Annotated in this window: 8 protein-coding genes; 5 read left to right on the top strand and 3 right to left on the bottom strand. The window is 60.7% G+C overall.

What is annotated here, in order from left to right; genetic code table 11:
* Positions 1 to 161: 161 nt before the first annotated feature.
* On the bottom strand, positions 162 to 1193 hold the full coding sequence (locus ABD817_RS31945; protein ID WP_344921991.1) for a hypothetical protein: 1032 nt from the start codon (positions 1191 to 1193) through the stop codon (positions 162 to 164).
* Positions 1194 to 1421: 228 nt separating this feature from the next.
* Positions 1422 to 1739, bottom strand: coding sequence for a hypothetical protein (locus ABD817_RS31940; protein WP_344921990.1), 318 nt, complete (start codon positions 1737 to 1739; stop codon positions 1422 to 1424).
* Between the two features lie 281 nt (positions 1740 to 2020).
* Here ABD817_RS31940 and ABD817_RS31935 point away from each other — a divergent pair, with 281 nt between their 5' ends.
* Positions 2021 to 3322, top strand: a complete 1302-nt coding sequence (locus ABD817_RS31935) for a restriction endonuclease (protein ID WP_344921989.1) — start codon at positions 2021 to 2023, stop codon at positions 3320 to 3322.
* 92 nt (positions 3323 to 3414) lie between these two features.
* Here the strand turns inward: ABD817_RS31935 and ABD817_RS31930 are convergent, their stop codons facing one another.
* The gene (locus ABD817_RS31930; RefSeq protein ID WP_344922106.1) at positions 3415 to 3879 is read right to left on the bottom strand and encodes a very short patch repair endonuclease; all 465 of its coding nucleotides are present in this window, start codon (positions 3877 to 3879) and stop codon (positions 3415 to 3417) included.
* Positions 3880 to 4103: 224 nt separating this feature from the next.
* Here ABD817_RS31930 and ABD817_RS31925 point away from each other — a divergent pair, with 224 nt between their 5' ends.
* The 4 genes from ABD817_RS31925 to ABD817_RS31910 all read left to right on the top strand — a co-directional run bounded on the left by ABD817_RS31925 (position 4104) and on the right by ABD817_RS31910 (position 12210).
* Positions 4104 to 5243, top strand: a complete 1140-nt coding sequence (locus tag ABD817_RS31925; RefSeq protein WP_344921988.1) for a DNA cytosine methyltransferase — start codon at positions 4104 to 4106, stop codon at positions 5241 to 5243.
* A gap of 79 nt (positions 5244 to 5322) precedes the next feature.
* The gene (locus ABD817_RS31920) at positions 5323 to 6306 is read left to right on the top strand and encodes a NaeI family type II restriction endonuclease (protein ID WP_344921987.1); all 984 of its coding nucleotides are present in this window, start codon (positions 5323 to 5325) and stop codon (positions 6304 to 6306) included.
* 324 nt (positions 6307 to 6630) lie between these two features.
* Complete coding sequence (locus ABD817_RS31915; RefSeq protein ID WP_344921986.1) at positions 6631 to 7272, top strand: hypothetical protein; 642 nt, start codon at positions 6631 to 6633, stop codon at positions 7270 to 7272.
* A 231-nt stretch (positions 7273 to 7503) separates the two neighbouring features.
* The gene (locus ABD817_RS31910) at positions 7504 to 12210 is read left to right on the top strand and encodes a DEAD/DEAH box helicase (RefSeq protein ID WP_344921985.1); all 4707 of its coding nucleotides are present in this window, start codon (positions 7504 to 7506) and stop codon (positions 12208 to 12210) included.
* Positions 12211 to 12214: the final 4 nt, after the last annotated feature.

The raw sequence follows: 12214 nt of genomic DNA, 5'->3' as shown, positions 1-12214 counted from the left end.
ATCACCTGAGCCATCCGGCGAGGAGCGAGCGGGAGGGCGCCCACCAGCGCGCCGTCCCGGATCGACGTCATGTGACAGCTCGGTTCCCCTCTTCGGCGGTTCCGATAACCGGCCCGCGCTCTCCATCGGCTGTCCCCTGAGCCACCGATGGAGAGCGCGGCTCAGGGGGCGGCCGTCCCGGTCGAGACGCATAGGGGCCGGGTCCGGAGCTGATAGGAGACGGCGGCGATGGCCAGTGCCCAGCCGTATCCGCCGAACGCCAGCGACGCCGCTCCGCCGATGCCGAACAGGTCGTCGCCCAAGAGACCGGCGCCCGCGAGGATCCCGCTCGCAGTGCCGTACACGGCGAGGGTCGGTGCGACCACCCAGACCGGTGTCAGCGGCAGGAACCGGGGCACCCGTCTGCCCGCCAGCCCCAGCGTCCAGCGGGGAAAGACCATGCCCCACGGCCGGACGAGTCCCAGCAGCAGGAACACGGCGAGCCCGATCCCGCAGACCCCCGCGAGCAGCATGTACCAGGTCGGCCGGAACCCGTTGGGCTCGATTCCGGGGACACCGGCCGCGCCGAGGGCGTGCAGGATGAGGTACGGAAGCCACGCGCAACCGCCGACGTAGGCGATCCGACGCACCACGGAGGGCGCCGCGTGCGGCGTGGGATACCACCGGTCCGATTCCTGCGGCGGATGCGCCCGGCCGCACCGGGGGCAGACACCGGCGGTACGGCGGGCATGCGACAGCGCGGTGGCCACGAACAGAACTCCGAGGACGGCCAGGCACAACCGTTCGGCGAAGCTCACCCAGTCGCTGTCGCCCTGGCGGTCGGTGACGGTACCGGTCAGGACCAGCTGGATCAGGTTGAGCAGCACCATGCAGCTCCCCACCAGGGCCAGCACCGCCACGCCCCACGCGCCCACCGACAAGGCCCGGGACAGTACCCGTCCGCCCCATGGGCGTACGGTGGCGGCCGCGATCGCGGATCCGGCGAGGAGCACCGCGACGCCCGGCCACGTGAGGTCGGGAAGGCCCACGTCCGTGGCGCCGATGAACGAGCGGTACCCCATGAGTGCGGCCACCAGCAGCACGCAGCCGTACACGGCTGCCGCTCCGCCTGCGGCATGCCCCACCCACGACGGCCACCGCCGCCACCATCCGACCGACGACGCGATCGCGTGATCATCGGAGCGGCTCCTCATGCGGACTCCCGGGTTGGTGAGGACCCTGGAAGTCTGCTTCGCCGGACCTTTGATTTCGCTGAGAGGCACTGAGAATCCCCTCAGCCAACCGACGACCTTTCTGTTCGTGTACTCCAGATCCAGCCATGTGGGTCCGGTTCCTGGAGGAGGGGCTACCGCTGATCTCGTCTCTCCAACGCGGAGAACCCCGTAAGCACCGCTTCGCTGGTATCCAGCGCGGCCAAAAGGTCAGTCGTCAGTCGTGCGGGGAGTATCTGGCTTCCCAGCGCGCAGGCGTCCAGCACTTCGGCAGACGGACAGACCCAGGCGCATGCTGAACACCACCAGACCGGGCGCGAAAACGAGCTGCCGGTAGCACTCCAGCATCGCCGCGAGATCCGCCTTCACCAGTTGGTAGGTGCTGCGGCGGCACAGCGCGTTCAGGCATGCGGTCACCGCGTTCTCCCAGGGTTCGCCGGGAAGGGTGTCCGCGAGCAGGGCCAGGGCGCCGTCCGCGTCACCAGCGGTGGTGTCCGCGATGACCGCGACCTGGCGGCCGTCGAGCATCCGCTGGCCGACGCGTGTTGGCGCTGGAGGTGGGTGAGCGCGTCGTGCCAGCGGCCCACGCCGGTCAGGGCGCGGGCGCCTTCGGCCGGCAGGACGCCCCACAGCCACCGGCGTACCTCTCGGTGGTCTTCTATACCGTCGCCGCCGCGGATGTGCAGAGCGAAGCAGGGCCGATGCCTGGCCTGAGGGCCTCTAAAGCTTTGAGTGAATAACCGAACTTCGACCTCCTTAAGACAACCTGTCAGTATCTATACGGACATGAGTCGATCTTGGAGTGTGGCATGGGACAGTCGCTGCGTGTAGGTCAGGTTTTCCGGTATACCAGCGCCAAAGAGACGACAGCATCAGTCGTTGACGGTTTCGACAACTTCTACTACGCCACGCACTCTCCCGGCCGTCCACGTGCGCTGCTGGAGGCCGGCATCAACCGCGTAGCCGTCGTACGAGCACCTGACGGCCGGCGTCGTCCGGTCGTGCTGATCCGATCCAGCCCGTGGAAGGCAGGCAGCACGCAGACTCCCTGGCACGACGTCTTTGATCTCGACAACGGACATGTGCGCTATTTCGGCGACCAGAAAGCGTCCTCACCTGGCACTCCCGGCAGCACACCGGGCAACGCCGCACTTCTCGACGTCTTCGACGGACACCGTGCACCCACACCCGATGAGAGAATTCACGCGGTTCCTCTTCTGCTGTTTCGATCGGTATCAAGAAACAACAAGGTCAAAGGTCACATCGAGTTCTGCGGCTTGAGTGTCATCGAGCGTGCCGAACGCGTGGTTCAATGGGCTGGCCGCGAACATACCACGTTCACCAACTATGCATATGACATGGCGATACTCGATCTGACCTCCGAAGGCGATCAGATCGACTGGGACTGGATCAACTCTCGACGCGATGAGACACTCACCGCCAAAGACACCTTAAAATTGGCACCCACATCCTGGGCACAATGGGTGAACCAAGGTAATACAGCACTTCCCCGTTTACGACGACGTGTAGCTCGCGCACGAATAGTCAAGGTACGAGATCAACGTCCTAGCGTAGGAAGTAAAGATGCTGCAGATCTTCATACCGTTTACAAACGCTTCGACGGCAACAAGCATCAATTCGAAGGGCTTGCTTCTGCCGTAACAGCTCGCGTGCTACGCGGGGGCGGTTCCGCCTACCACGAAGGATGGCTGACCAAAAGGTCCGGAGACGGCGGGGCCGACTTCATCGGACGACTCGACCTCGGAGCCGGACTGGCAGGCACGAGTCTTGTGGTGCTCGGCCAGGCTAAATGCATAAAGCCCGGCAGCCTGATATCCGCCGAGCAGATCGCCCGCATAGTCGCACGCCTACGCCGCGGCTGGATTGGCGCGTATGTGACCACTGGATCCTTCTCCGATGCGGCTCAACTTGAGATGACAGAAGATCAATACCCTATAGTTCTGATAAACGGCAAAGACATGGTGCGCGTGTTGCGCACCATTGCCAACGAGAATCATGCAGGCGACCTCACAGCTTGCCTTGAACACATCCTGGACCGACAGTCCATCCCCATAACACATCGCCGCCCGGAAGAAATTCTTCTGTCATGATATATTTAGTTAGCGCGAGATGAGCGATCTAGACAAAACATTTTTTACACTTAAGTCACCAGAAGGATGTCGCCGAATATACAGCATGAAAATTAATTCTTATCGCTGACGGTTTTCACCCGCACCCGATATCCCATGGCCTCTCGGCGAGCCATCACGGCATCAGCGATGAGAGACGCGGCCTCAGCCGGATTCTCATGCTCCCAAACCCGAATCACCGCCCAACCGCTTTCAACGAGGAGGCGATCAGTCTCCATATCGCGCTCCTTCGTCCGCCGCACCTTCTCTGCCCAGAAACCGGCGTTGGTCACTGCCACGGTGTGGTGTTCAGGGCATCCATGCCAGAAGCAACCATCCATGAAGACCGCGATCTTCACTCTGGTGAAGACGAGGTCCGCGGTTCGACGGATGGCCCTGAGAGGCCTCACCGAGACCTGGTAGCGCAAACCAAGCGCATGCACTGCACGTCGCAAGGCGAGCTCAGGCTTGGTGTCCCGCCCCTTGTTGGACCGCATACTTGCTCTCGTGGCTTCACTGGAAGCCCATGATCCAGACATCTTGGTCACAGCTCCCACGGTACGGCCGACGCGCAGGTCATGTAGATCATTTCGACGACTACCCGGTCCGAACAGTTGCTCGATACTGTCAGCGAAAAGGTGTTAACTGTCCCTGGAGCCCCCTCCGAACACGGAGGAGGCTCCAGGCGCTGAGGGCACTGGTGGCTCATCCGAGACACCAACCGCCTATAGTTACGCCGGTGTAGTTCCGTGGGGAGGAACCGATGGACAGCCAGGCCATACGCATGATCGATCTGTTCGCCGGATGCGGTGGCATGACTGCAGGGTTCGTCAAAGCGGGCTTCACTCCGGTCTTGGCCGTGGAGTGGAACATCTACGCCGCAGCTACATATGCGGCCAACTTCGGCTCCGAACATGTAGTTGCCGGTGACATCGCCGAGGTGACCGAGGATCAGATCCCTGAGGCAGACGTGATCATCGGCGGCCCTCCGTGCCAGGGCTTCTCCAACCTGGGTAGCAAGGACATCAATGATCCACGCAACCAGCTTTGGAAGGAATACGTGCGTATAATCATGCACGCAAAGCCAAAGGTCTTCGTCATTGAGAATGTCGATCGTTTTATGAAGAGCAGCGAGTTTGCCCTCCTCCTTCAAGAAGCCGACAGTGGTCTCTTGAAGGACTACGACCTATCCTACGACGTTCTCAATGCCGCAGACTATGGCGTCGCCCAGCGCCGCAAGCGCACTATCGTTATTGGTTCACGAATTGGCAAGATTCCTCTACCTAAGCCGACTCATGCAAAGATTCCCGAACTCGACCCAGAGATCAAACCTTGGTTGACGACTACCGATAAGATCTGGGGCCTACCTACGAAGCCAGACACCACCGAGCTCCCAGACTCGAAGGTCGAGTTCTTTGGCCAAAAGATGCCCGGGACCTTCAAAGGCCTGGATATTCACATCGGCCGCAAGCCGACAGAAATGTCATTGAGGCGATATGACTACATCCCCCCTGGCGGTGGGCGATTTGACCTTCCAGATGAACTTTTGTCACCATGCTGGCGCAGGAAGAAGACCGGAACCACAGATGTAATGGGTCGCATGCGCTGGGATACGCCGTCGGTTACCATCCGCACGGAGTTTTTCAAGCCGGAGAAAGGGCAGTACCTACACCCTCAATGGGATCCGGACGACCCCTCGAACCGAGTGAACCGCCCGATCACACACCTGGAAGCAGCTCGACTTCAGGACTTTGATTATGAGTTCCAGTGGTGTGGGTCGAAGATCGAAATAGCCAAGCAGATCGGCAATGCCGTACCCGTTGGTCTAGCGCAGGCGATTGCAAGGCATCTCAAGCCATTCCTCACAGGGGAGAAAACAGCTGGCGCCAGCCAGGGCCTATGAGCTTCCAGTAGATCCTGCTTGGGCAGCTATTTCGGACATATCATTTGTGATCGAGCCATAGTGCTCCTAGACTCCGCCTATGGTCGACACTCCCGAGCCCCTGTTTCCCGATCCCACTGACACGGTCATGTGGAGGACTTCCCCCGGATCCGACGATGAAGGTCTCAGCTCTGTAGCGTCATGGTTTCGAAGTCAGTCGGAAATGGAGATCCGGTTCGGCGAGATTTTTCGCCAGTCGATCGACGAGGTGCTAGACGGTCAACGCACAGGACGGTTCGACCTAGCAACTACGGCTAAGACCGAGAAAACATACCTTGGCACCAAGGTCGAAATTCTCTGCCAAGTCGAATTTAATCTTCAACGCGGCACCCGCATGGATTACCTTGTGAATGGACATGAGGTAGATGCAAAATTTTCCAGCGACGGCCCAACGAAGCAGTCGATTCCCCGCGAAGCGGTCGGGCATATCTGCCTTCTCATGCATGCCGACGACGCGGATCAGTTCTTTTCTGTTGGACTGCTCCGCGTCACCAGTGACGTTCTTAGTCCCGGCAAAGGCAACCAAGACGGCAAGAAGGCCATTATCGCAGCCGGTCGCCCCAAAGTTCTTTGGCTCGTTCGTCAGGGGCAACTTCCAGAGAATCTGCTGCTCAATCTCCCGGAAGTAACCCGACGAGCCATCTTCGACGTTCCCGTTCCGAAGGGTCGAGGCAAGGGAGGCCAGAAAAGAGTGAACCAACTGTTCCGTCTGGTTCAGCGGAGAGCTATTCGCCGCGAGGTTGTCTTGGCTGTGGCCCAGCAGGACGACGGGCCAAAACGCGTCCGTGACGCCCGCAGTCATCTGCGCCCAGAGGGAATCCTCGTTCTCGGCCACCAAGACGATCATCCCAGGATCGCCCGTGACCTAAAACTGCCGGTTCCCAACAAAGGGCAGTGGGTTAGCGTACGAGTTGTTCCTCAAGGAGAAGACTTCTCTCGTCCGGGTACTCTGATTCAAGGAGTTCGATACGTGGTGGCCATGCCCGACGAGGCTCCTGTTCCAGGCCCGACCAAGATCTATTAACAGACACCCGGCGGCCTGCGCCTACCACCTGGATCGGACGGCGGATCGAGCCCCGCAACGCTCTGGCGCCTCAAGGGCGCCAGAGCACGGCTCAAGATCTGCGAGGCGTTCCTGCAACTCTACGAGTGGAGCCATCGATGTAACTGTGACGGCCTCGCCTCAGACTCGTCTGATTCACAGGAAGGACAGGAAACGGGTTCCGTGTCCCGCAGAGTACTGTCACAGATTCTGTCGGGCCCATCGCCTAACCTGACCGCGAGCGTCCGAAATACATCGACACTCACACAGAGAACGGAAAACACGTAGCTTCCGAGGAGTGATCGTATGGACTCAGCACGGGAACACAGAGTACAGCTTGACGAACTGGAGAAGTCTTTAGAACAAGCACTCGAATTGGTCCGAGCCACACCTAGGGACGGCCTGACCGCAATCGAATGGCTGGAGACGGCGGCTAAGCTTGGAGGTTTCCTTTCCGAAGCACGAGACGCCTCTTCCGAAGTGCGTCAGACCCTCTTGGGTGGAGCCCGCAGCGCACTGCTCCTATACCTCCGCGGCCACGTTGGCGAGACAGTTCCCCCTCACGCTCTAGAGGGTGTCTCCGGCATCCGCGAGTGGGCGCGGCGGATCCGCGAACTGCGAGCCATCGGATGGGACATCAACTGCCTCGGTGCCGGTCCGAGTGCCCCGTATCGACTCGACGATGTCCAACTCGCCGAAGAGGTAGCACAGAGCCAGCAGATCATCGATTCGATCAAGGGTTCCAAGCCCAAGGAACGGATCATCGAATACCTGCTGCATCTCACTCCTTGGCCTGCGGGCCCCAAGCAGCTTGAGCGCGTAGCGGGAGTGCCGACATGGCGTCAGGAGATCCGGGATCTGGTAGACGAAGGATGGCTCATCCTTTCGCATGAGACCGACCCCGAACTGGCCCCTGGGTTCTATCGCCTTACCAGGCTCGAGGATTAGGGCTCACACGTTTTTCGATCAAACATTCGATAAAAAAGCCAACATAGAACATAAAGTCGATTTAGAATATCTTAGGGAAAATGCGAGGCCAACAAGAACTCCCTCTGCCCCGATGATTCAGCAGGCAAAGACCACATCCGGTGAAAGGATTGGATAGCCGACCGCTTCGGAGCTCTATCGGCATGTCCACGCTCTTCCCAACATTTCGTTCCAGCACAAGGAGTCAGATCAGTGGCTACCGGCCGTCCCTCACCCGCTGTCGGTTCAAATGTTGCACGGCCATGGGCAGGCGCGGAAACTCCGGTTTCACAGATCGTCATCCGTCAATCGGAGATGTGTCTACGCTCCTACGAGGCCAACCCGACGCTGATCGAAGAGCATGCGAACATCGAGCGGTCGACCACTCAGGGTGGGTACGGTCGCCGCCAGCTGTACGAGCTCGTCCAGAACGGTGCGGACGAGCTTCAGAACGAGCCAGGCGGAGGGATCCAGGTTGTCCTGACGGAAGAAGCTCTCTACTGCGCCAATCTCGGCACCCCTGTCAGCCCCGAAGGCGCGCAGACGATCCTGGCTTCCCACCTCTCGCGTAAACGTGGCACAGAGATCGGCCGTTTCGGACTCGGCTTCAAATCCGTGCTGAGCATTTCCAATCGCCCACAGTTCTTCAGCAGGACCGGATCATTCGGCTGGGATGCAGTTCAGGCCCGGCAGAGCATCGCGAGCAGAGTTGAGTACAACGGCCCGACACCCGTCCTTCGGATCGCGCACCTCCTCGACCCCATCGCCGAACGTCGCAAAGATCCCGTTCTCGACGAGCTCATGATGTGGGCCACCACGGTGGTGAAACTTCCTCTTACCGGTGACCACGCCGCGCGGCTCTCTCGCGACCTCAGAGACTTCCCCTCCAAGTTCGCGATCTTCTCTCCACACGTCGGTGAGGTGATTCTCGAAGATCGCAGGAATCCTCTGGGTGTGATTCGCCGTGAGATCTATGTACAGGGTGAAGGAAACAGGCGCACGCTGTTCACCGACGACGACGGCGGCACGAGCACCTCGGAGTGGGTGGTCTTCGAAACCATTCACACACCGACCGCCAAGGCTCGGCAGGACGCAGGCGAATACCACGATCGCACCCAGATCCCGTTGGCGTGGGCGGTTCCCACATCTGGCCAGCAGGGCCCCGGCCAGTTCTGGGCGTTCTTTCCGACCACGTACGAGACAACGCTCCGAGGCGTGCTCAACGCTCCCTGGAAGACCAACGAAGATCGACAAAACCTGCTCCAGAACAACACTTTCAACGAAGAGTTGATGGAGGCCGCCGCCGAGCTCATCGTCAGGTCCTTCTCCGAGTTGTCCATTCCGGGGGACCCTGCTCGTCACCTGACTCTGATCACCGCTCGCGGCAAAGAGGCCCGCAACTGGGCAGACGGCATGCTGACCAACCTCGTCTACGGTTTTGCGGCGAAAAACCCCTCACTCCCCGATCAAACCGGACGACTCAGGAAGCCCTTCGAGATCAAGCTGCACCCGGAGAAGCTTGACAAGAAGTGGCTGACCATGTGGGCCGGCTACCCGGGCCGTCCTACTGACTGGTGTCACGAATCGATTGAAGAGACCGTCCGGAGATCCCGTGCCGAGATCATCTTGGAGCGTGCCGGCAAGAAGCCCGGAACCGTTCGCGTATGGTTGGAAGCCCTTGTCTCGGACGGGAGCACCGCGGCATCGGCGGTAGCACTGTCGATCGTGGCCGACATGGTGCACAGAGAGTCCGCTTACGCCGATCAGGCTCGACAGGCACGGATTCTACGGACGGAGACAGGCGAGATGGTGGCGCCTCTTGCGGACACCGTTTTCAGGCGCACCGCGATGGACCTCTCCACGGACGAGCTGATCTTTGTTGACCCGGCGTTGGACGAGGATTCGACGACCTCGTGGGCTTTGGGAGTTCTCGGGATCCGGGAAGCGGATGCATTGGGACGGTTCGCCGCCGTCGTCAAGCAAGGGTTCAGAAATTATCAGGACTCCGACTGGGAGAGATTCTGGCATCTCGCTCGCCAGGCAGGAGCCGAGCGAGCCGTGGGACACCTTCGCGAGCACGGAGTAAGCCCTCGTCAGCTCAAAGTCCGAGTACGGGCGAGCAGTTTCATCTCCTTGAGCAACTGCCTGTTGCCCGGCCGTGTGATCCCTGAGGGCTCGACCACCGACCACGCCGTCGTCGTCGACACCGCATTCCACCACGCCGATATCGGGATGCTTCGCACATTAGGCATGCTGGACGGCCCGCATGTCTCTATGGACCCATCCCAAGAGGTCTGGTTTGTGGCATACCGGGAACAGGTGCTCGACATCTACTACAAGAAGCTTCCCTCCAATGTGGGACGGCCGAACGAACAGAGCATCGTGTTGGAGGGCACGAACCCTTCCGGACCGTTGGGTCTGCTCCCACGCTTAAGCAAGGAGGCCTGCGCGCGCTTCCTCACCGCGATACCTTCCGTCGGCCTGATCACCCAGTGGCACGTCCGCGCCAAAACGCGGCGAAACGATGCTCCCGTGGGAGTTACCTCACCCTTGATCTGGATGGTGAAACGGCATGGCACACTGCCCACCTCTCGCGGCCTCCTTCCGGTACGGCAGTGCCTCGGGCTCGGACTCGAAGAACACTCCCGCATTCTCCCCGTAGTCAAAATCGACGCCGCCCTCTCCGCGGCGCTCAAGCTCCCGGAACGCTTGGAACAGATCCCCGGGAGTCTCTGGTCTGTTCTCTTTGAGAAGATCGCAACCAGCGAGGACGCGGCAGAGGTGGGAGCGTTCTACGGATTGGCGGAAACCGTCCTGTCTGCTCCCGATGAGGTCCGGTGTCGACAGCGAGACGGATGGATCATGTCCCCGACCTCGGACGTCGCCGTCACCGCCGACGAAGCCCAGTACAAACGGCTGCTTTTCCACGATGTCTCCGCCATCCTCGCTCCCGACTCCCAGACCTGCGCAAGGCTCGTCGAAGAGTGGGGAATGAAGTCGTTCGACGAGGCACTTGTCACCGAACTTCGGGTGACCCCTCTCGGCGAAGCGACACCGCTGGAGGACGTCTTCCCCGCCCTACGGCTCGTCGCCGGCCGGCCCGCACAGCGCCTGGCCCTGGTGCGGTGCAAGGAGCTCGACGAACTGATCCGCACTCCTTCCGGGCAGATATCGCAACCTCTCGACATCGGCCGCCAAGACGACATCGTCTACTGGCGCGAAAAAGAGGACGACCTCGAACTCATACGCAGGCTCAGCGCGCTGCTCAATCTCGGCTTCACCGAGGAGCGCTGCCGGCAGGTACTGCGTCAGCAGGAGGAGGCCCGGCGAAGCAAGCGGGTCGTCAAAGTCCGCAATGAGAAAAACTCCGCGGACAAACTCCTCGCCATGCTGCCCGCCAAAACCATCAGGGAGAAGATCCCTCAGATCGTCATCGACGCGGTCGAGGCCAAGGAAGGAAAGATCGACGACCGAACTGCGGCGGAGCTTGCGATCTCCGTCCACGGAACGGCAGTTCTCAGGGAGTATCGCCCTGAACTGGAGAAAAACGGCTTCACACTTCCTACACAGATGGCGGGTGGCCACGAGGCCAGGAAGTTCACCGAGGACCTCGGATTCCCCGCGGAGTTCGCAGGATTCCGACGTCCGTCGCTGGAGCCGTTCATCACGGTGGAGGGTCCGGTCGACTTTCCACCCTTGCACGAATACCAGGAACGCATGGTCCAACGGATGTGCGAGGTCCTGCAGAGTAGAGACCCACAACAACAACGTGGCATGCTCAGCCTGCCCACCGGTGCCGGCAAAACCCGTGTCGCGGTGGAGGCCATCACACGCACACTGCGCACGCTCCCGAACGAGCGGGCATCCCGACCGGTGTTGTGGATCGCCCAATCGGAAGAACTCTGTGAGCAGGCTGTACAGACCTGGCATTTCGTCTGGAAGAACATCGGTCCCACCAAAGCCCTCACCATCAGCCGACTCTGGTCCGGCAACGAAGCCGATCCCGTAACCGAGGGTTTCCATCTGGTCGTCGCCACCGACGCCAAGCTGGAGAACGTGATCGGGACCGAGGGATACGAATGGCTCCGCAACGCCCAATCAGTGATCATCGACGAGGCGCACACCTCAATCAGTCCTCGGTATACGCGGATGCTGGAGGCGCTCGGTCTGACACCGCACCGCACCCGCTGCCCCTTGATCGGTCTCAGTGCAACCCCCTTCAGAGGGGTCAGTGTTGACGAGACCGAACGTCTGGCCCGCCGGTATCTGAAGAATCGTCTCGACCACGATCGAGACGGCTCGGACATCCTTGGGGAGAATCCCTACCTCACCCTTCAGCAGTTGGGTGTGCTGGCTCGCGTGCAACACAAGGTCCTCAAGGGGGCCACACTGGAGCTCACCGTGGACGAACGGGAAAACCTGGAGCAGCTTCGCCGACTGCCGGCCAGCGCCGAGGAACGGCTCGGTTCCGACCAAGAACGCAACAACATGCTTCTTGACGAGATCTGTGACCTGCCGGAGGACTGGCAGATCCTGCTCTTCGCCACATCCGTCAGTCACGCCCAGGCGATGGCCGCCCTCCTTGTTCGTAGGGGCGTGAAAGCTGCCGCGCTTTCCGGAAGCACAGATGACGGCGTGCGACGCCACAGCATCGAACAATTCCGCCAAAAGAAGATCCGCGTACTGACGAATTACGGCGTCCTCAGCCAGGGCTTCGACGCCCCGGCAACGCGGGCCGTGGTGGTGGCTCGCCCCACGTACAGTCCCAACGTCTATCAGCAGATGATCGGTCGTGGTCTTCGAGGACCGAGGAACGGAGGGAAGGAGGAGTGCCTTATCGTCAACGTGGCCGACAACATCGCCCAGTACGGCGAGCAGCTTGCCTTCCGGCAGTTCGAATATCTGTGGAACGGTGAGTAAGGGA

This window comes from Streptosporangium oxazolinicum, assembly GCF_039537505.1.
Classification (GTDB): Bacteria; Actinomycetota; Actinomycetes; order Streptosporangiales; family Streptosporangiaceae; genus Streptosporangium; species Streptosporangium oxazolinicum.
Note: the sequence above shows the minus strand (reverse complement) of the source record. Positions and strands in the feature narration are given on the sequence as shown.